The sequence below is a fragment of the Sinomonas atrocyanea genome, assembly GCF_030812675.1.
GTDB classification, from domain to species: domain Bacteria; phylum Actinomycetota; class Actinomycetes; order Actinomycetales; family Micrococcaceae; genus Sinomonas; species Sinomonas atrocyanea_B.
The window spans coordinates 40,040-59,412 of record NZ_JAUSTE010000011.1 but is presented as its reverse complement, the minus strand read 5'-3'; the positions used below and the strand labels follow the sequence as shown (position 1 = coordinate 59,412).

Sequence of the window (19,373 nt, the reverse complement as noted above, 5' to 3'; positions counted from 1 at the left end):
GATCAGCTTCTGGGAGTCACCTCCTGGGGGTCACCTCCTGGGGGTCACCCCCGCCCGCCCCGGGGCGCCCGGTCACCCCCGCCCGCCCCGGGCGCCGCCGGCCTCGATCCATTCCTTCAGGCGGGAGCAGGTCCCCGGCGCCTCCCGCTCCACCCTCGCCGCCGAGGCGCCCTGCAGGCCCGCAATCGTGACCGTGAGCTCGCAGAGGCCTTCCTCCGCGTCCTCGATGCGGTACTCGAGAGTTCCCGGCGGTTCGTTCACCACGGCCGGGTCCCACCGGGGGTCGAAGGTCGCCTTGAGCCGCCGCGGAGGGTCGATCGCGATGAGGTGCCCGAGCGCCACCTCTGCACCGGCTGCCCGCATCTCGTAGGCCGCCTCGGGAGCCCAGGAGCTGTGGACCGTCCCACCGCCCATCCACGGCCGGGGCACGTCGGTGTCGGTGAGCGCGGACCACAGGGCCTCGGGTGTGCAGCGGATGCGGACACGGCAGACGGTTTCACTCATCCCCCCAGCCTCGGACATCCGGTCGGGGCGGTTCAACCGTCCGATCCTCGCCCTGCCAGGGCCTCCCTCGTGGTGGCCCGGCGGCGTAGCGTCGGTCTCATCCGTACCGCTGACGAAAGGACGTCCCTCCCATGCAGTACACCCGCCTCGGCACCTCCGGGCTCCGCGTGAGCCGCCTCGCCCTCGGCTGCATGAGCTTCGGCGACCCCTCACGGGGCTACAACGAGTGGGCCCTCGGCGATGAGGCGGCCGAGCCGCTGTTCCGCCAGGCGGTCGAGCTCGGCATCACGTTCTGGGACACCGCGAACGTCTACGGCTACGGCTCGAGCGAGGAGATCGTGGGCCGCGCCATCAAGGAGTACACGCGGCGCGAGGACGTGGTGCTGGCCACCAAGGTGTTCTTCCCCATGCATGAGGGCCCCGGCGGCCGCGGCCTGTCCCGCAGGGCCATCATGGAGCAGATCGACGCGTCCCTGAGCCGCCTCGGCACCGACTACGTGGACCTGTACCAGATCCACCGCTTCGACCCCGAGACCCCGGTCGAGGAGACGATGGAGGCGCTGCACGATGTGGTCAAGGCCGGCAAGGCCCGCTACCTCGGCGCCTCGTCCATGTGGGCCTGGCAGTTCCAAGCGATGCAGCACGCCGCCGAGGCCAACGGCTGGACCCGCTTCGTGTCCATGCAGGACCAGTACAGCCTCGTGGAACGCGAGGACGAGCGCGAGATGATGCCGCTGCTGGCCGAGACCGGCGTGGGCAGCATCCCGTGGAGCCCGCTCGCGAAGGGCCGCCTGACCCGGCCCTGGAGCGACCAGCAGACCGAGCGCGCCACCACGGACCCGCTCCAGAGCCGCTACTCAGGGGAGGTGAACAGGCCGATCGTCGACGCCCTCCAGAAGGTCGCACAGGACCGCGGCGTGCCCATGGCGCAGGTCGCGCTCGCCTGGGTGCTGCGCAATCCGGTGGTGTCCGCGCCGATCGTCGGCGCGACCAAGCCCCACCACCTCGCGGATGCCGCGGCTGCCCTCGACCTGGCGCTCACCGAGGAAGAGGCCTCGGTCCTCGAGGAGCACTACACGCCCAGGATGCCCTCGGGGTTCTGAGCGCGGCTGTCCCCTGAGCGGGGGCCGCAACCCCCTGAGGGGGCAGGGACCACAGTACTTTTGTCTCTGGGCGCCGCCCCGGGAGCCGGAGCACACTGGGGCGATGCGCGGGACACCGACCCTGCTCCCCTCGGGAGCCCATGCCCCGGGGGCACAGCATGCGCTGGATCCGGACCGCCTCTGGATCCGCCTCGCACGCGCCCTGGTGGGGGTCGCGGCGCTGGTTGCCCTCATCCAGAAGACCCTCGATGCCACCCTGCCGACCAACGACGTCGACATCCCCCAGCTCTACTCCGAGTTCACGGTCCAGTCCAACCTGGCCGCAGCGCTCGTCCTGGTCGCCTCGGCGGCCTGGCCCCGCACCCGTCTCCCGCGCTGGTGGGACCACCTCTTCGGCGCCCTGGCCTTCTACCTGGTCATGACGGGCATCATCTACGTGGTGCTCGTGGCGCCGCCCGAGGAACCATGGTGGACCCTTGAGCTGTACTGGCCGCAGATGATCCACCACCGGATCGTCCCGCTCGTGATGGCCATCGACTGGCTCCTGGTCACCCGGACCGTCCGCGGCCGCTGGTGGCGCCCCCTGGCCTGGATTGCGTACCCGGCGGCGTTCCTCGCGTTCTCGTGGATCCGGGGAGGGATCGACGGCTGGTACGTGTACAGCTTCCTCGATCCGACGCTCGACGGCGGCTGGCCGGCCGTGCTGGTGACCACCGGCGAGGTGTTGGCCGCCTTCCTTGTGGTGGCCTTCCTCATCCACCTCGCGGGCAACGTCCGCGCGGCGCTCGCCGGCGGCGGGAGGCGGCGAGCCGGCCCGGAGCGCCCCTGACGGCCCCAGACACAGCTGAACCGGGGCGCTCCCGCCAAGACGGGAGCGCCCCGGTTCAGGACAGATGCTCCCTAACGCCCCGGGGGCGTGGTGCGCCGGGCGCGGCGCGCGGCCGCGCGGAGCTGGATGATGCGGATGGCCCCGGCGATCGCCACGAGCACCCCGCCGGCGACCGCCGCGATGAACAGCGCCAGGCCCAGCGGCACCGGCCCGATCAGGCCGAGGAAGTGGACTTGGACCATGTCCTGGTTCTGGATGAAGAACACCACGAGCAGGATGAACACCACGAGCCCCGCGATAACCGCGGTCCAGGTGGCCCCGGCGCGGGACACGCCCTGCCGCCCCGGCCGCTCCTCCGAGACCCCGGAGGGCGGAGTCTCGGAGGCGGGGCCGGAGGCCGGCCGAGCTGAGGGCGGGGGAACGGACGAGCCTTCGGGGACCCGCGACCTGGTCACGTCGTGTCCCTCAGCGGGATCCGTGCTCATGAGGACTCCTTGTCCGTCTCGACCGGGGTGCCGTCGGCGGGCGTGGTCTGCACCGGGATCGGCTGGTTCATGCTGGTTCCGAGGGGGTGCCTGCGGAGGCGGCCCTCCCGCAGCTGCTTCCCGACTGGGCCCTCCTGCAGGGCCACCTCGTTCTGCGCGCGCTCGGTGTCCGCCAGCGCCGTCGGAGCCGAGCGGCCGTAGTGGCGGTAGAGGCGGTCCTCCTCGCCGGGCTCGAGCCGCTCGTCCGCGTCCACCCGGGGGGCGTCCTTGACGTGCTCCTTCGAGTAGGGGACCACGAGGTTCTCCTCGGCGATCCTCGCCCCTTCGAGGGGCACGAAGGACTCCTTGGTCCCGAAGAGCCCCGTCTTCACCGTGACCCACGTGGGGACGTCGGTCTCGTCGTCGAGGTAGAAGTCGCCGATCCCGCCGATCTTCTCCCCGTCCTGGGAGACCACGTCGCCGTGGCCGTCCTTGAGGTCCTCGAGGTCTGCGTTGGTGAGCATCGCGGTTCCTCCTTCGCGCGGGGGTGTCGTTGTCTGGCCAGGTCGCACGCCGTCAGTACCAGTGTGCGCTCAGTACTTGTGGGCGCCGCCGTCGGACGAGTCGGGCATGTGCGCGCGGGCGGCCTGCTTGATCTGCTCGCTCGCCGGGGGAGCGGACTCGGCGTGGGCCTTGACGCGCGGGGCCTCCTCTTCGGCCCGCGAGAGGTAGCGCTCCCAGCGCTGGGACATGGGCTTGATGAGGCCGCCGCCGACACCGACGATGACCACGCCGACGATCGCCGCGAGGACCGCGATGAGGATCGGCGTCGTGACCGTGACCGCGATGTCCACCTGGTTGAGGGCGGCGATGACGCCGATCCCGATGATGAAGATGCTCGCGATGTTGGCCAGGGTGCGGCCGTACGAGAGGCCGCCGAGCGAGCCCTGGATGAGCGTCTTGACCGCGGCCGCGATGGCGGCGGCCACGATCACGATGATGATGGCCACCACGATCTTGGGCAGGAAGGCGATGATGGCGGCCAGCAGCGTGCTGACCGGGTTGGGCCCGAAGACGCCGAAGGCGAACTGGAGCACGAAGAGCACGAGCGCGTAGTAGATGATCTTCGAGACGATCTCGCTCGCGTCGAGATTCGAATTGGCGAGGGCCCGCTTGACGCCGCCGCGCTCGACCCAGCGGTCGAACCCGACCTTGGTCAGGAGCCGGGAGAGCGCCTTGGCGATGGCCTTGGCCACCAGCAGCCCCACGATGAGGATGACGAGGAAGAGCAGGAACTGGGGGACGAACCGCGCCACTTCGGCGAGACCCGCGGTGAGTGAGTCAATCATGGCAGTGCCTTCCGTTCGGGTGTTTCGCGTGGTGCTCGAGTGGTTCGAGGTTTCCCCTCCGAGCGCTCCGAGAAACATTCCGCGGACGACGACGGCGCGGGGCCGCCTCCCGTACGGAAGGCGACCCCGCGCCGTCGTGCTTCGCGAAGCGGCCGGCCGGCCTGCTCAGACCTGCGCTGCCGTGCGGCCCTTGAGGACGCCGGCGAAGAACGCGCCGAGCTCGTCGGTGGCCGCGAGGGGCAGGACGTCGGCGACGTACTGGTCGGGGCGGACCACCACGACCACGCCGTCGCGGTCGATCCCGCGCTCGGCGAAGATGTCGTCGTCGGCCAGGGTGCCGAAGACGTTCTCGAGGTCGTTCAGGCCGAACTCGCCGACCTGGGGCTTGAAGACGGCGGGGACGTCGTTCAGGTCGAAGGAGCGGTGGTCCTGCTGGTAGATCACCTTGACGTCGAACCACGCGTTGCGGTCCAGGCCGTCCGGGGTCGCGACGACCGGGGAGGCCGGGTCGGTGGCGAGCCAGTCCGCGAACTTGGCGAGCGTCGAGTCGGGCGTGCCGGGCTTGGCGGCATCGGCGAAGACGTAGATGCGCCAGCGGCCGTCCGCCGCGGCCAGGTGGCCGAGGTGGAGCGGGTTCGTGTCGCAGATCCGGGCGGCGCGGGCCGACTTGAAGCGCTTGCCCACGGGGAACCCGGTGGCGAGGGCCTGGTGCTTGGGAGCGCCCACGATCATGGACTCGGTGTACTCGGTCATGAACCCGGCGGGGAACTCCGCGGTGCGCACGTAGAAGTCGGCGAGCTCCTGGGGGTTCTCGAACTCCTCGGGCTTCTTGGCCATCATCGAGGACCAGGTGCGGTCGAAGTCGATGAGGTTCTGCGCGATGACCTGGCGCTCGGCGGTGTAGGTCGACAGCAGGCTCTCGGGGCTGCGGCCCTCGAGGACGTGGCCGAGCTTCCAGCCGATGTTGAAGCCGTCCTGCATCGAGACGTTCATGCCCTGGCCGGCCTTGGCGCTGTGGGTGTGGCACGCGTCGCCGGTGATGAACACGCGGGGGGTGCGGGTGCCGGCGAGCTCGGTGGGGACGTCGTCGAAGCGGTGGGTCACGCGGTGGCCCACCTCGTAGACGCTGTTCCAGGCGACGCTCTTCACGTCAACGCTGTACGGGTGGAGGATCTTGTTCGCGCGGGCGATGATCTCCTCGAGGGGCGTCTGGCGGATCTTGCCGTGGTCGTCATCCGGCACCACGCCGAGGTCCACGTACATGCGGAACAGGTAGCCGCCCTCGCGCGGGATGTGCAGGATGCTGCCGCCGTCGTGGGACTGGATGGCGCACTTGGTGCGGATGTCCGGGAAGTCCGTGTTGGCCAGGACGTCCATGACGCCCCACGCGTGGTTGGCGCGGTCGCCGCTCATCTCGCAGCCGATCGCATCGCGCACCTTGGAGCGCGCGCCGTCCGAGCCGACCACGTACTTGGCGCTGATGGTGCGCTCCTGGCCCTGGTTGTCGTGGCCCGAGCCGACGATCCGCACGGTGACGGGGTACTCGCCCTCGCCGATCTCGAGGCCGAGGAACTCCCAGCCGTAGTCCGGGGTCATCCGGGTCGGCGAGTTCCGCATGACGTCGGCGAAGTAGTCGAGGACCCGGGCCTGGTTCACGATCAGGTGCGGGAACTCGCTGATGCCCATCTCGTCGTCGACCGCGCGGGAGGTCCGCACGATGTTGTGCGGGTCCTCGGGGTCTGGGCTCCAGAAGTTCATCTCGGTGATGTGGTAGGCCTCGGCGATGATCTCGGGTGCGAAGCCGAACGCCTGGAAGGTCTCGACGCTGCGCGCCTGGATGCCGTCAGCCTGGCCGATCTCGAGGCGGCCGGGGCGGCGCTCGATGATGCGCGTGGTCACGTCCGGGAACTGGGAGAGCTGCGCGGCGGTGATCATGCCGGCGGGGCCCGTGCCGATGATCAGGACGTCGACCTGGTCGGGGAGCTCCTCGGGGCGGTTGAGGCCGACGCCCGCGGCCGGCTGAACCTTGGGGTTCGTGGAGACGTAGCCGTGATGGTGGAACTGCACGGGTTTCCTCACTTCTCTGTGGGGTGGCGACCACTCGCCATCGCATTGCCTGTCCGATATCTGCTGTGTTCGATAATGGAACACGGTGTTCTAATATCGCTCACAACGATGGTACGCGAGGAGTGGGGCGCGCCACAAGGCCGGGTAACGGGCGCCGTCGGCGGCTCTTCGCGCGCTCTGGCGGGGTCTCGGATCCCAGACTCCGGTCGGCGGAAGGGGTGCGCTCGGATACCGTGTGCGCATGCCTGATGTTGCGCTCGTCACAGGAACCTCGTCGGGGATGGGGCTGCATGCCGCCGTCGAACTCGCCCGCCGCGGCCTGGCCGTGGTCGCGACGATGCGGGACACCACGCGGGCCGGGGACCTCCGAGCGGCGGCCGAGGCGGCCGGCGTCGTGCTCGACATCCGCGCCCTCGACGTCGTGGACCACCCCGCCGCGGAGGCTCTCGTGGCCGCGGTGGCCGCCGACCACGGCCGGATCGACGTCCTGGTCAACAACGCCGGGAGGGGCTGCGTCGGGACGGCCGAGCAGCTGCCGATGAAAGTGGTCCGGGACCAGCTCGAGGTCAACTACCTCGCGCCGGTGCACCTGGCCAAGCTCGTCCTGCCCGGCATGCGGGAGCGCCGCCACGGCCGCATCGTGACCGTGACGAGCGTGGGCGGGGCCGTCGGCCAGCCGTTCGCGGACGCGTACTGCGGTGCGAAGTTCGCCATCGAGGGCTTCATGCAGTCACTCGCGCCTGTCGTCGAGCCGTTCGGCGTGCGCGTGAGCGTCGTCGAGCCGGCCGCGGTGGCGAGCGAGTTCGTCGCGAACGTCGAGCGCCCCGCCGACATCGGCGCGTACGGCGCGCAGCTCGACGCCTACCTCGCGCGCGCCTCGGGCGCCTTCGCAGGGGCCCAGGCCGCCGCGGAGGCCGGGGCGGTGATCGCGGATGCCGCGACCTCGGCGGACTACCGCTTCCGCTGGCAGACCTCCGAGGCCGCGGTCCGCTTCGTCGGCGCCTCGCTCGCCGACCTCGACGGGGAGCGCGTGCTCGGGGTGACCCGCGCCTGGGTCGCCGGGGAACCGGGGGCCTGAGGCCAGCCGGGCCGCAGCGCGGCCGGGTGCACGACGGCGCGTGGACACCGCCGGCGCGCGCCCTCGCCTTCCGCGCCGGCCGCCCCGCGGATCGGAGCCGTCAGCCCCGGTGCAGGACCCCTTCCCGGGCGTTGGGGGCAAGCCTCGGTCCGCGGACCGGGACGTCGCCGAGGGCCTCGTCGATCGCGCTGAGGACGTCCGCGGACAGCTCCACCCCGGACGCGGCCGCGTTCGCGTGCACCTGCTCGGGGCGGGACGCGCCGGTGATCGCGGAGGCGAGCTCGCTGCGGCGCAGGACCCATGCGAGGGCCATGGTCGGCAGGCTCATCCCGGCGCCCTCAGCGATGGGGACGAGGCGCTGCACGGCCTCGAGGACCGGGTCGGACAGCACCAGGTCCTTGGCCATATTCATGGAGTCGTTGGCGAAGCGGCTGTCCGCCGGGATGTCCTGGCCGGGCCTGTACTTGCCGGTGAGGACGCCCTGCGCGAGCGGGGACCAGACGATCTGCGAGATGCCGTTGGCCGCGCACAGCCCGAAGACCTCGGCCTCGGGCGCCTGCCAGAGCATCGAGTACTGCGGCTGCGAGGACACGAAGAGGTCCGGCCCGGCGATGTCGATCGCGGACTGGATCTGCTCCGGGGTCCACTCGCTGAAGCCGAGGTAGCGGGCCTTGCCCTGCTCGACGACCTTCTGGAAGGCCTCGACGGTGTCCTCGATCGGCACCGACGTGTCGAAGCGGTGCGCCTGGTAGAGGTCCACGTAGTCCGTCTGCAGCCGCGAGAGCGAGGCGTCGATCTGCTTGGCGATCTGCGCGGGGGAGAGGCCGGACTCGGCCGGGTCGTCGGACATCTGGCCCATGACCTTGGTCGCGAGGATGTAGGAGTCGCGAGGATGAGCCGAGAGGATGTCGCCCCACGCGGTCTCCGACGCCCCGCGCCCGTAGACGTTCGCGGTGTCGAAGAAGTTGATGCCGGCGTCGAAGGCGGCCTCGGTGCAGGCCTGGGTCTGCTCCTGTTCGATGCCGCCGGAGAAGGTGAGCCACGAGCCGAGGGAGATCTCCGAGACTTCGAGGTCTGAACTGCCGAGCTTGCGGTAGCGCATGGTGGTGCTCCTTGGGGATGGGCGGGCTGTCCCTCCCGTGTCTACGCCGTTTGAGCGATGGAGGGAAGACGCAGGGAGGATGCCGAGAACTGCGAGCGTACGACCCGCGGGCGGCCTCGCACGCAAAGGTTCCGCAAAGGCCCCTCCGCGGGCGGCCCCGCGGCCTTATCCTGAGGCAGGTGCGCCGGGAAGTCTGGTCGGCATTGAAGTCGGTCCTGCTCCTGGCCCGGAGGTTCCCGTGCGCATGTCGTCCCGCATCCCATCCCAGTCCGGTCCCGGCCTGCTGCGCTCACGGTCCGCCCTGCTCCTGGGGTTCGCCTTCGCGGTGATGGCGGACCCGGTCTCCTCAGTCGCCTACGCGATCGAGGCCGCCCTGCGCGCGCTGGACGGCGATCTGGCCCTGCTCGCGCCCACCATGGTGCTCGTGGTGGCGATCATTGCGCTCGTGATCCTCAACTACCGCCAGCTCGTGGGACGGTACCCGGGCGGCGGGGGTGCCTCGGCCGCCGTGGGGGAGGCGTTCGGTGATGGCTGGTCCTTCCTGCCGATCGGGGCGCTCGTGGTGGATTTCGTCCTGACCATCGCGATCAGCGTCTCAGCCGGCGCCTCTGCGGTGATCGCCTACTTCCCCGTCCTCGCACCGTGGCGGCTCGTCCTCGCCGTCGCGCTGGTGCTGGTGGTCGGCGGCATGACTTGGTTCGGGCATCTGGGGCGGCTGGTCTTCGCTGCGATGACACTCGCATTCATCGCGGTTGCCGTCATCGTGCTGGCCTTCGGGCTCTTCGCACAGCCCCACGCCGCGGTGAACCCGGGAACGGCAGCCGGGCAGGGCCCGGTCCTGGCCGTCGTGCTCGCGTTCCCGGTGGCGATGGCGCTGGCCACCGGGGTGGAGGCGCCCTCCTCGGCCATCGCCCAGCTCGGCCAGCTCGACAATGCCGGACGCGTCGGATTCGGGCGGGTGACCCTGTGGCTGACCCTCGCGGTCGTCGGCGCGATCACCCTCGGCCTGACCTTCGAGGCTGTCCGCCTTGGCGTGGGCGTCCCACCGGCTGAGAGCACCCAGATCGCCGAGCTGGCGCGCCTCGTGGCCCCGGCCCCCGTCTTCGCCGCGTTCCAGCTGGTCACGGCGCTCCTGCTGCTCGCTGCCGCGAGCTCGTCCTTCCAGGCGGGCCCCGGACTGCTCAAGGCCCTTGCCCGGCACACGACCGCCCGGGGCGAGAACGTGGGGATCCTCGCCGTGCCCCTGGGCAGGACCAACGTCCACCACACCCCCTACTGGGGGACCGTCGTGTTCGCCGTCCTCGCCGCGGCCGCCACGGCCGCCGCCGGCGGCGACGACCAGGAGCTCGTGCTGTTCTACGCCGTGTCCGTCTTCCTGAGCTTCCTTGCCGGGCTGCTGTCCATGGCCCTGTTCTCCCACCGTGACGGGCGGCGCGGCCACCTGGTGCTGAACGCCGCGGGCGCCCTGGTCGTGGCCTTCACCCTGGCCGCCAACCTCGCCCGCGGCCTCCCCGCCATCAGCCTCGGCGCCGCCGGCCTGATCGCCGCTGGCCTCTTCGGCGCCTGGGTGAAGGCCGGAAGGCCTCGGGGGACGCGGAACGCCGAGGCCGAGGCCGAGGAGGGCCTCGCCGAAGACGGCCTCTGAGGGCGCTCCGCCGCGGTCTGCCGCCGGAAGTCAGGCCAGCGCTGCCAGAACCGCGGCCCCTTCCGCGAGCAGGGGCTCGCGGTCCGCAGCCTGGGGAACCATGCGCCGGACGTCGTCGAGGAGCGTCTCGACGTAGCGACGGACGACGGTGCGGTGGTCCTCCCCGCTGAGCGATCCGACATCGCGGCACACCCGCAGGAGAGCGCGGACCACGCGCGGCTCGTTGGCCCCATAGCGGCGCACCTGGCCGAGGGCGAGCTCCAGGAGGTACTCGAAGTCCCGCGCGGGCACGTGCAGCCGTACCAGTCCCTGCCGGTCCTTCACGGCGTAAGGGCCGTGCTGCCGGACGGTGAGGGCAGCGAGGATCGAGGCCAGGTGGTCCACAGCCTGGTTCGCCGTGTACGGGTCGTTGACCGCGGGCGAGAGCGCCTTGGAGGAGATATCGGCGAGCTGGCGGATGCCGAAGGCGATGTCCTGCTCGAGGGTGCGCTCGTACCCGACCCTGACGGTTCGCATGAGGGCCCGGCGCAGCTCGGTCCGAGACTGCGGGTCGAGGGAACGGGGGCCGGTGCTGTCCGTGTCCCAGACCCACGCGAGCGGCGTCCCGGCGACGACGTGGCGTCCGACCATGGGCACGATCCGGGCGCTCAGTCCTCTGGCCTCCAGAGCCCCGACGAAGGCTTCGGCATGGATCGCCTGGACGTACCCGGACCGCGTCGCCTCCAGGACGGCCGCGCCTTCGGGCGGCCCCGGGAGGCTCACCTGCGGATCGCCCGCTATGAAGGAGCGCTCGAGCACCCCCAGCGTCGCCTTCTCGACGCCCTTCATCACATGGTCGATCTGGATCGAATGGGCGAGGTGATGCACGAAGAAGACGAGCATGACCATGCTGACGAACAGAAGGAACAAGGCGCCGCTGACGGCTAGTCGAGGGTAGGTCTCGACGCGCTGCCCGCTGGCAATGCCGACCGTGTACAGCCCTGCGGTGCTGTAGGCGAAGGTCGCGACGAAGATGCTCAAGGTGAGCTGATTGGGGAGGTCGCGGAGGAAGTTCCTCAGCAGCCGAGGGCTGAACTGCGTCGACGCGAGCTGGAGAGCCACCACCGTGAGGCCGAGCACGAGGGCGATGACCGTGACCATGGTGCTGGCGATGCTCACGAGGAGGTTGCGCGCGTCGTCGGACGTTCCCTGGAACAGGAGGACAGCGAACGGAGAGGCGGGATCGACGAGGACCGAGGACAGTCCAGCCCCGAGGATGAGCGCAAGGATGACCGCAGCAGTCGGCATCGCCCAGAGCGCACCGGCCAAGTATTCGCGGACTGCCTCGCGCCTCACAGAGGACACTGTCGGACCGCTGCCCAGCATCGGTCAAGATGGGCGGTGATTCGGCGCCCTCCTCTCCCGCTACGATCGTGTGACGGCCCCCACAAAGGGCCGACCACGAAAACCAGGCAAGGAGAACCCGTGGCCAAGGGCGTCCGCGACATCGAAGATTCCATCCGCACCGACCTGCGCGGCGCCATGACCTACGGCAGGTACCTCGACCTCGAGCGGCTCCTGCACGCCCAGCACCCGGTGAGCGCCCCCGAGCACCACGACGAGATGCTGTTCATCATCCAGCACCAGACCTCGGAGCTGTGGCTCAAGCTCATGCTCCACGAGCTGCGGGAGGCCCGGGCGCGCTTCGCCGCCGACGACCTCGGCATGGCCCTCAAGTGCCTGGCCCGCGTCAAGGCGATCCAGAAGCAGCTCACGGACCAGTGGACCGTCCTGGCCACCCTCACCCCGCGCGAGTACGCGCAGTTCCGCGGCTTCCTCGGCAACGCCTCGGGGTTCCAGTCGTACCAGTACCGCGCCGTCGAGTTCATCCTCGGCAACAAGCACCGGCGCATGCTCGAGGTCTTCAGCTCCGAGCCCGAGGCTCAGGCGCTGCTCGAGGGGCTCCTCGCGGAGCCGACGGTCTACGACGAGTTCCTGCGCGCCGTCGCCCGCGCCGGCTACGCCGTGCCGCCCGAGATCCTCCAGCGGGACGTCACCGAGCCCTGGACTCTGCAACCGGCCCTCGTGCCGGTCTTCCGGCAGATCTACGAGTCCGACGACGCCCCGTGGGGCCTCTACGAGGCGTGCGAGGCCCTCGTGGACGTCGAGGACAACGTCCAGTTCTGGCGCTTCCGGCACCTGCGCACCGTCCAGCGGACCATCGGGTTCAAGAGAGGCACGGGCGGGTCCTCCGGCGTCGGCTTCCTCCAGCGCGCCCTGGACCTGACGTTCTTCCCCGAGCTGTACGCCGTCCGCACCGAGATCGGAGCCTGAGCCGTGAGCATGGACGCCCCCGAGTTCGGCGCCGCCGAGCACGACGCCGCCCTGGCCGCCGCCGCGGGCGACCTCACCGCCGCCGCGCTCGACGCCGCCGATCCCCTCGCGCGGTTCCGCGACCGCTTCCTGCGGCCTGCCGGCCCGCACGGCGAGGCGGTCGTGGCCTACCTCGACGGGAACTCGCTCGGCCGTCCGCTCGCCGAGACGCCCGCGAAGCTCGGCGAGTTCGTGGCCGGCCCGTGGGGCGAGCGGCTCATCCGCGCCTGGGATGAGGAGTGGATGGACGAGCCCACGTCCGTGGGCGACCGCCTCGGCGAGGTGGTGCTCGGCGCGGCCGCCGGCCAGACGATCGTCGCGGACTCGACCTCCGTGCTGCTCTACAAGCTCCTCCGTGCGGCGCTGGACGCGCAGGCCGCCGCGGGGGAGGGGCGCACCGAGATCGTCCTCGACCGGGACAACTTCCCGACCGACCGGTTCATCGTCGAGGGCATCGCCGCCGAGCGCGGCACCCGGATCGCCTGGATCGAGGCGGACCCCCTCACCGGGGTGCGGCCCGCGGACGTCGCGGCGGTCGCGGGGCCGCGCACCGCCGTCGTGCTCCTCTCGCACGTCGCCTACCGCTCGGGGTTCATGGCCGACGCCGCTGCCATCACCCAGGTGGCGCACGACGCCGGGGCGCTGATCCTGTGGGACCTGTGCCACTCCGCAGCCTCCGTGCCCGTGGAGCTGGACGCGTGGGGCGCGGACCTCGCGGTCGGCTGCACGTACAAGTACCTCAACGGCGGCCCAGGGGCACCCGCGTTCGCCTACGTCCGCTCCGACCTCCAGGGCCGCCTCCGCCAGCCGATCTGGGGGTGGATGGGGGCCGCCGATCCGTTCGGCATGACCCACGCCTACGAGCCTGCCGGGGATGTGCGCCGCTTCATCACGGGCACCCCTCCGATCCTCGCGATGCAGCCGCTCAAGCACATGCTCGAGCTCGTTGCCGAGGCCGGCATGGACGCCGTCCGGGCCAAGTCCGTGGCCCTGACCGAGCGGGCCATCGCCCTGCACGACGCGCTCCTGGCCCCGCTCGGCGTCGAGCTCGCGAGTCCGCGGGATCCGGCGGAGCGCGGCTCGCACATCACCGTGAACCACCCGCGCTTCCGCGAGGTCACGGCGCTGCTGTGGCAGCGGGGGGTCATCCCCGACTTCCGGCCGCCGCACGGGCTGCGGATCGGGCTCTCGCCGCTGAGCACCTCGTTCGCGGAGCTGCAGGCGGGCATGGAGGCGATCCGCGACGCCCTCGGGGACCTCGCCTGACCTCCGGTTGAGGGACATGACAGGGATATGACCCCTCATCGCAGGGACATGACCCCTCAACGTTGATGTGGGGTCATGTCCCAGAGTTGAGGGGTCACGTCGGCCCCGCCGATCTCCGCCGCGGCGGCGAGGACGAACAGGACGGCGGTCTTCAGGATGCCCACCCGCCCATGGTGCCCCAGCGCCGCCGCGGCCTCAGCCGAGCAGCTCCTCCACGAGCGAGCGGCACAGCCGGTACGCCTCGTGGCCGGGGTCGATCACGGCCCGGTGGTCGCCGGTGGTCACGTGCAGCACCGCCGGATCGCCGGCCGCGCGGGCTGCGGCCACGTAGTCCTCGGAGAGGGCGAACGGCACGGCCTCGTCGTCGCGGGAGTGGACCGCGTGGACCGGCACCCCGATCGGCAGCGCGCACATCGGATCGGCCAGGGCGAACGCCCGCGCGAGTTCGGCCGAGTCGGCCGACGCCCCGCCCATGAGGTTCCGTGCCGCGTGGTTGCTGAGCCCGCGGGCCTCCGCTTCGGCGAGGCTGAGCACGCCGGCCTGGCTCACGACGCCGCGCAGCGCCACCCGCGGCCCCGCGCCCGCCGCTCCATCCGGGGTCGCTCCATCCGGGGCCGCGCCGGGCGCGCCCGCTGGGAGCCGATGACGGCCCGCCGCCCAGACGGCGAGGTGCCCGCCGGCCGAGTGCCCCAGGCCCACCACCCGCCCCGCCGAGAGCACCCCTGCGAGCCGCGCGGCGTCGTCGTCCGCGAGGACTCCGAGGCCCGCCACGTCGGCGAGCCGGTCGATCCCGGCGGCGACGTCGAGGAACGTGGCCGGCCACCCGCCGTCGCCCGCCGTTGGCGTGCCGCCCGGGCCGTCCGCGGCCGCCCGCCGGTACTCGAGGTTCCACGCCGCGATGCCGTGCGCGACGAGGTCCCGGGCCACCGGGACGCCGAGCTCGGCCGTGTACTTCTCCCGCCAGTAGCCGCCGTGGATCACGACGGCGACCCCTCGCCACCCGCCGTCGTCGCGCCGGCCGCCGGGTCCGGGCCGCGGGCCGGGAGCCGGGAGGTACAGGTCGGCCCACTGGTCGGGGTGGGGGCCGTAGGGGACGCGGACGGGATCGAGCGTGGCCATGCTGCTCACGGTAGCGCCGCCAGCACGGCCCCGGGCACGAACGGCGCGGCCGAGCTTGTATCCTCGAAGGGCTGGAAGCGGAAGCTGTGGGGGAGGAACGTGGCGGCGAGACGCGGTACGGCAGACCGGACAGGGCTGCTCAAGGCCCTGGGCGTGACCGGGGAGCTGCTGATCACGTTCGCGGTGATTATCGGCCTGTTCATCCTCTGGTACGCGTACGTCAACCCGTGGGTGGTGGGGCTGCGCCAGGACAAGGTTGCCGCCGAACAGAGCAGGCAGCTCACCCAGCAGCTCAAGGCCAAGCCGCAGGCGGCCCCCCGGACGGCTCCGGCGCCGCAGCCCTCGGGCGGCACCGCCGGCCCGAAGGCCGCTCCGGCGGCGGCCACCATTCCCGTCGCCGCCGAGCCCCCCGCTGTGGCCGACACGATCGGCGTCATCTACATCCCGCGCCTCGGCGACGGCTGGCGCCGCATCGTGCGGCAGGCCGTGGACACGGAGCGGGTCCTCAACAGCGTCACGGCCGGCGTGGGCCACTACACCGGGACGGCCATGCCCGGCGGCCAGGGGAACTTCGCCGTGGCCGCGCACGACATCGGCTACGGCAACAGCTTCCTGAACCTGAGCAAGCTCCGCCTCGGCGACAAGGTCTACATCCAGACCTCCCTCGGCTGGTACACGTACACGTTCCGCAACTTCCAGTTCGTCCAGCCTGACGCGATCGACGTCCTCAACGCCGTGCCCACCGTGTCCGGCGCGGCCGCGCGCGAGCGGTTCATCACCCTGACCACGTGCTACCCGGCCATCTTCCCGCCGCTCGAGCGGCTGGCCGCCTACGGCACCTTCGTGGGCTTCGACACGGCACCGCCCGCGGAGCTCGCCCCCATCCTCGCGAAGGACGGCTGACATGTACCGAGCCCTGTGGAGGTCCCTTCCCGGTCCCACCCTCGTCCGGGTGCTGGTCCTCGCCCTGATGGTCGCGGTGCTCCTCATCGTCCTGGACCAGTGGGTCTTCCCGTGGCTCGCCGCGACCTTCGTCGATGACCAGGCCACCGTCGGCAACGGCGCGTAGGACGGCATGGACACTCGGATGAAGAACCTCGTGTGGGCGGCCGTGCTGGTGGTGCTCCTGGCGGTCGGCGCCATCGGGCTTGCGGGCGCGCTGCAGGGACTCGACCTGGGGGCGGCTGCCCGCGGCTCCACCGCCGGATCCACCGCAGCCCCCACCGCCCCGACCGGGGCCGGGAGGCCCGCCAGCGCCGCGCCGGCCACCCCGGCTCCCACGTCGTCGCCCGCCCGCAGCCTGAGCCGGTTCGACCCGGGCGCCTCGGCCGCGGAGAACCTCGAGGTGTTCAGGCGCGCCCTGGACGGTGCCGCCCGGTCGGCGTCGTCCTCCTCGGTCGACGCGGCGACCCTCACCGGGGCGCTGAAGGCCGCGGGCTTCGCGCCCTCGGCGATGCAGCGCAGTGCGGACCAGACGAGCGCCAACCTCCAGGCCCCGGTCCTCACCGTCGCGGTCCGGGTGGGCGGCGACTGCCTCGTGGGGCAGTTCGTCAGGTCGGACGCGAGCATCTCCACCGAGGTCGCGGCGCCGGTCGCCCAGGGGACCTGCCTGATCGGGCGCCAGCCGAAGGCCTGATCCCCCTGGGCCCGTACTCCTCGGCGGACGGCTGGGTCAGACGGCCCAGGGTCAGACGGCCCAGGTCAGCAGGACGCCGAGCCCGTTGAAGACCACGTGCCCCACGATGGCGCCGCCGAGCCGCCGGGTCGCGGCGGCGACCGCCCCCGCGAGGAGCGCGAACAGGAACGTCGAGACGCCGGTGAGCACCGCCTCGCCCGGGGTCCCGGCCAGCAGCAGCGCGTGGACCAGGGCGAACGCGGCCGCGGTGATGACGACGGCGGTGGCCCACCTGGCCGGGGCGGAGAGCCGGCCGAGCGCGCCGGCCAGGGAGCGCAGCACCAGCCCGCGGAAGTAGGTCTCCTCGAGGACCGGCGCGATGACCACGGGCGCGATGATCCCGAGGGCGACCGCCTGCACGCCCAGGCCGCCGATCGAGCTCAGGGTGGGCTGGGGCGCCAGGCCGGTCGATCCGGTGGCGGCCATCCGGACGAGGGCGTCGGCCGCGCGGGCGAGGCACCCGATGCCCACGCCCCACAGGAGGTCCATGGGGCGGAAGCGCAGCCCGAGGAAGGCGGCCGCGTCCCGCAGGGTCTCCCCGGCGAAGCTCAGGGCCAGCCCGAGGACGAGCGGGACCCAGACGAGCACATACGCGGCGACCCCCAGCAGGGCCGGGTCGAGGCGGGCGGCTGCCGCGGCCTCGACCGTCCAGCCGCACAGCACCGCGGCGACCAGTCCGAGCCCAGCCCACACGAGCCGCGGTACGCGGCGGCGGGTCTTCGTGACCATGGTCCTCCACTCACAGGGGCGGGCGGCACGAGGGCCGTCATCGCGGGCATCCGGCGCCCGGCGGCGCACGGATCGAAGGCTACCACCGGCCCTGTCACGGCGGTCCCGTAGGATGGCGGTGCCGAACGTCGCCGCCACGGCCGGATCGCCGGACAGGGGCGTTCGCTGCCGTGTGGCCCAGGGGGAAGGACCAGTCGTTGCGCCGGAGAAGCTCGTCGTCAGAGGTGCACGCTGAGGCTTCCGCCGAGAGCGGCCGACGGCGCGCGGCCGGCTCGCGCTCCGGCCGCCGCCTGCGCTGGCCGCGGGGACGGAAGCGGGCCTGGGCAACGGGCGCCGCCGTCGTGGTGCTGCTCCTGCTCGCGTGCTGCGCCTGGCTCGGGGTGCGCGCGTTCCTGGCCCAGAAGGAGATCGCCGAGGCCCAGCGCCTCGCCAAGGTGGTCCAGACGCAGGTGGTCGCGGGCCAGGGCGGCGACGCCCAGGACTCAGCCCGCCAGTTCGCCGCCCACGTCGACGCCGGCCGCTCCTACGTGGACGATCCGATCTGGAGCCTCGCGGGCCACGTGCCGTTCGTGGGCAGCAACTTCTCGACGGTCTCCCAGCTCGCGAACATCCTCGGCACCGTCACGCACCAGGCGGTGCTGCCGCTGGCCGACGTCGCCGGGACCCTCAGCCCCGCCAGCCTGAAGCCGTCCCACGGCGCCGTGGACCTGAAGCCGGTCACGGCCGCGCGCCCCGCGATCGTCCAGGCCGACAAGGCGCTCCAGGACGCGTCCGCCCAGCTCGCGGCGCTCACGCCGGCGAACGGGACGCTGCCCCCGGTCCGCGACGGGCTCGAGCGCTTCAAGACCGTGGTGGACGAGGCGGCGCAGCAGGTCTCCGCCGCGGACACGGCCACGAGCGTGCTTCCCGCCATGATGGGCAGCGACGCCCCGCGCACGTATCTGGTGCTCTTCCAGAACAACGCAGAGCTGCGGGCCACGGGAGGCATCCCCGGCGCCGCCGCCGAGGTCCGGGTGGACCACGGGAAGATCTCGCTCGGACGGCAGTCGGCGGGCAAGAACATCGGCCCGTTCGAGGAACCGGTCCTGCCGCTGTCGGACCAGACCCAGGGCCTCTACGAGCCGATCACCGGCCAGTACTTCCAGGACGTGAACCTCACCCCGCAGTTTCCCCTGAGCGCCCGCCTCGCCACCGAGATGTGGCGACGCCAGTTCGGGCAGAAGGTGGACGGGGTCTTCTCCCTCGACCCCGTGGCCCTCGGCTACCTGCTCAAGGCGACCGGGCCGGTCAAGCTCCCGGGCGGGGAGACGATGGACAGCGGCAACGCCGTCAAGCTCCTCCTCAGCGATGCCTATGCCGACTACCGCGTGGTGCAGCAGAAGGACGAGTTCTTCGCCACGGCCGCCGCGGCCGTGTTCCAGAAGGTCGCCGCCGGAGGCTTCCAGCCCAAGGCCATGCTGGACGCCCTGGGCCACGCGGCCTCGGAGCGGAGGCTCCTCGGGTGGAGCCCGAACCAGCAGGAGCAGGACGCGATAGCGGCCGCGGACCTCTCCGGCTGGCCGCCGGCCTCCAGCTCCTCCAAGGACTCGTTCGGCGTGTACCTCAATGACGCAACGGGGGCCAAGATGGACTACTACCTGCGCGAGGCCTACCGCGTGGGCGGGGCCATGTGCCGGCAGGACGGGAGGCCCGCCTGGCAGGTCGAGGTGACGCTGACGAGCACGGCCCCGGCGGACGCGGCCACGGCCCTTCCGAGATATGTGACCGGCGGCGGCGTGTTCGGGGTCCCGGCGGGAGTTGTGAAGACCCAGGTGAATGTCTACGCGCCCCAGTCCGCCGTCTTCCTCGGCGCGTGGAAGGATTCGAAGCCGCTCAATGTGCATCGCGACGCCGACGGCGGATACCCCGTCGCGCAGACCTACATATCGCTGGCCCCCGGCGCCTCGACGACCCTCCGCCTCCAATTCCTGGGCGGCGAGCACGCGGAAACAACGCCGGGATTGATTTCGACACCAACTGTTAATAAGCCCGCCTTTTCTCAAGCGGCCCTTTCATGCAAAGATGTAGCTCGGTAACGTGTCCGTGTAGCGC

Annotated in this window: 19 protein-coding genes; 10 read left to right on the top strand and 9 right to left on the bottom strand. The window is 71.8% G+C overall.

Translation table 11 applies throughout. The features are described from left to right. Window positions 1-72 precede the first annotated feature (72 nt). A complete protein-coding gene (locus J2W20_RS14925; protein ID WP_307007481.1) occupies window positions 73-504 on the bottom strand; it encodes an SRPBCC domain-containing protein in 432 nt (143 codons plus the stop codon). A gap of 131 nt (window positions 505-635) precedes the next feature. Between J2W20_RS14925 and J2W20_RS14920 the strand changes: the two genes are divergently transcribed. Both J2W20_RS14920 and J2W20_RS14915 read left to right on the top strand, forming a co-directional pair. Next, the gene (locus J2W20_RS14920) at window positions 636-1,607 is read left to right on the top strand and encodes an aldo/keto reductase (protein WP_307007480.1); all 972 of its coding nucleotides are present in this window, start codon (window positions 636-638) and stop codon (window positions 1,605-1,607) included. 103 nt (window positions 1,608-1,710) lie between these two features. Then, the gene (locus J2W20_RS14915; protein ID WP_307007479.1) at window positions 1,711-2,436 is read left to right on the top strand and encodes a Pr6Pr family membrane protein; all 726 of its coding nucleotides are present in this window, start codon (window positions 1,711-1,713) and stop codon (window positions 2,434-2,436) included. Window positions 2,437-2,507: 71 nt separating this feature from the next. On the opposite strand, the gene J2W20_RS14910 is transcribed toward J2W20_RS14915, so the two are convergent. From J2W20_RS14910 to J2W20_RS14895, 4 genes are all read right to left on the bottom strand, one after another. After that, window positions 2,508-2,921: a LapA family protein gene (locus J2W20_RS14910; protein WP_307007478.1), complete on the bottom strand. Its 414-nt coding sequence runs from the start codon at window positions 2,919-2,921 to the stop codon at window positions 2,508-2,510. Then, the gene (locus tag J2W20_RS14905; protein WP_307007477.1) at window positions 2,918-3,424 is read right to left on the bottom strand and encodes a PRC-barrel domain-containing protein; all 507 of its coding nucleotides are present in this window, start codon (window positions 3,422-3,424) and stop codon (window positions 2,918-2,920) included. Before J2W20_RS14905 ends, J2W20_RS14910 begins: the two co-directional genes overlap by 4 nt. Window positions 3,425-3,493: 69 nt before the next feature. Next, complete coding sequence (locus J2W20_RS14900) at window positions 3,494-4,249, bottom strand: mechanosensitive ion channel family protein (protein ID WP_307007476.1); 756 nt, start codon at window positions 4,247-4,249, stop codon at window positions 3,494-3,496. A 165-nt stretch (window positions 4,250-4,414) separates the two neighbouring features. Continuing rightward, window positions 4,415-6,316 (bottom strand): FAD-binding monooxygenase, encoded by a 1,902-nt coding sequence (locus J2W20_RS14895; protein ID WP_307007475.1) that lies wholly within the window; start codon window positions 6,314-6,316, stop codon window positions 4,415-4,417. A gap of 241 nt (window positions 6,317-6,557) precedes the next feature. Here J2W20_RS14895 and J2W20_RS14890 point away from each other — a divergent pair, with 241 nt between their 5' ends. Next, complete coding sequence (locus tag J2W20_RS14890; RefSeq protein ID WP_307007474.1) at window positions 6,558-7,394, top strand: SDR family NAD(P)-dependent oxidoreductase; 837 nt, start codon at window positions 6,558-6,560, stop codon at window positions 7,392-7,394. A 100-nt stretch (window positions 7,395-7,494) separates the two neighbouring features. Here the strand turns inward: J2W20_RS14890 and J2W20_RS14885 are convergent, their stop codons facing one another. After that, the gene (locus J2W20_RS14885; RefSeq protein WP_307007473.1) at window positions 7,495-8,496 is read right to left on the bottom strand and encodes an aldo/keto reductase family protein; all 1,002 of its coding nucleotides are present in this window, start codon (window positions 8,494-8,496) and stop codon (window positions 7,495-7,497) included. Between the two features lie 244 nt (window positions 8,497-8,740). On the opposite strand from J2W20_RS14885, the gene J2W20_RS14880 reads away from it, so the two are divergent. After that, window positions 8,741-10,141 (top strand): hypothetical protein, encoded by a 1,401-nt coding sequence (locus J2W20_RS14880; RefSeq protein WP_307007472.1) that lies wholly within the window; start codon window positions 8,741-8,743, stop codon window positions 10,139-10,141. 30 nt (window positions 10,142-10,171) lie between these two features. Here the strand turns inward: J2W20_RS14880 and J2W20_RS14875 are convergent, their stop codons facing one another. Beyond that, window positions 10,172-11,428, bottom strand: coding sequence for a DUF2254 domain-containing protein (locus tag J2W20_RS14875; protein WP_307007471.1), 1,257 nt, complete (start codon window positions 11,426-11,428; stop codon window positions 10,172-10,174). A 234-nt stretch (window positions 11,429-11,662) separates the two neighbouring features. Here J2W20_RS14875 and J2W20_RS14870 point away from each other — a divergent pair, with 234 nt between their 5' ends. Both J2W20_RS14870 and kynU read left to right on the top strand, forming a co-directional pair. Next, the gene (locus tag J2W20_RS14870; protein ID WP_307007605.1) at window positions 11,663-12,454 is read left to right on the top strand and encodes a tryptophan 2,3-dioxygenase; all 792 of its coding nucleotides are present in this window, start codon (window positions 11,663-11,665) and stop codon (window positions 12,452-12,454) included. A gap of 9 nt (window positions 12,455-12,463) precedes the next feature. Continuing rightward, complete coding sequence (gene kynU, locus J2W20_RS14865) at window positions 12,464-13,759, top strand: kynureninase (RefSeq protein ID WP_307007604.1); 1,296 nt, start codon at window positions 12,464-12,466, stop codon at window positions 13,757-13,759. A 195-nt stretch (window positions 13,760-13,954) separates the two neighbouring features. Here kynU and J2W20_RS14860 read toward each other — a convergent pair whose 3' ends face one another. After that, complete coding sequence (locus J2W20_RS14860; RefSeq protein ID WP_307007470.1) at window positions 13,955-14,878, bottom strand: alpha/beta hydrolase family protein; 924 nt, start codon at window positions 14,876-14,878, stop codon at window positions 13,955-13,957. Window positions 14,879-15,031: 153 nt separating this feature from the next. Between J2W20_RS14860 and J2W20_RS14855 the strand changes: the two genes are divergently transcribed. Genes J2W20_RS14855 through J2W20_RS14845 form a run of 3 tightly spaced genes read left to right on the top strand, consistent with a single transcriptional unit; the run spans window position 15,032 to window position 16,514 of the window. Beyond that, window positions 15,032-15,781, top strand: coding sequence for a class E sortase (locus J2W20_RS14855; RefSeq protein WP_307007469.1), 750 nt, complete (start codon window positions 15,032-15,034; stop codon window positions 15,779-15,781). A gap of 1 nt (window position 15,782) precedes the next feature. Next, entirely contained in the window at window positions 15,783-15,947 is a 165-nt protein-coding gene (locus J2W20_RS14850; protein ID WP_307007468.1) for a hypothetical protein, read from the top strand. A gap of 6 nt (window positions 15,948-15,953) precedes the next feature. After that, a complete protein-coding gene (locus J2W20_RS14845; protein ID WP_307007467.1) occupies window positions 15,954-16,514 on the top strand; it encodes a DUF6993 domain-containing protein in 561 nt (186 codons plus the stop codon). A gap of 51 nt (window positions 16,515-16,565) precedes the next feature. Here the strand turns inward: J2W20_RS14845 and J2W20_RS14840 are convergent, their stop codons facing one another. Then, window positions 16,566-17,282 (bottom strand): CPBP family glutamic-type intramembrane protease, encoded by a 717-nt coding sequence (locus tag J2W20_RS14840; protein ID WP_307007466.1) that lies wholly within the window; start codon window positions 17,280-17,282, stop codon window positions 16,566-16,568. A 224-nt stretch (window positions 17,283-17,506) separates the two neighbouring features. Between J2W20_RS14840 and J2W20_RS14835 the strand changes: the two genes are divergently transcribed. Next, window positions 17,507-19,357 (top strand): DUF4012 domain-containing protein, encoded by a 1,851-nt coding sequence (locus J2W20_RS14835; protein WP_307007465.1) that lies wholly within the window; start codon window positions 17,507-17,509, stop codon window positions 19,355-19,357. Window positions 19,358-19,373: the final 16 nt, after the last annotated feature.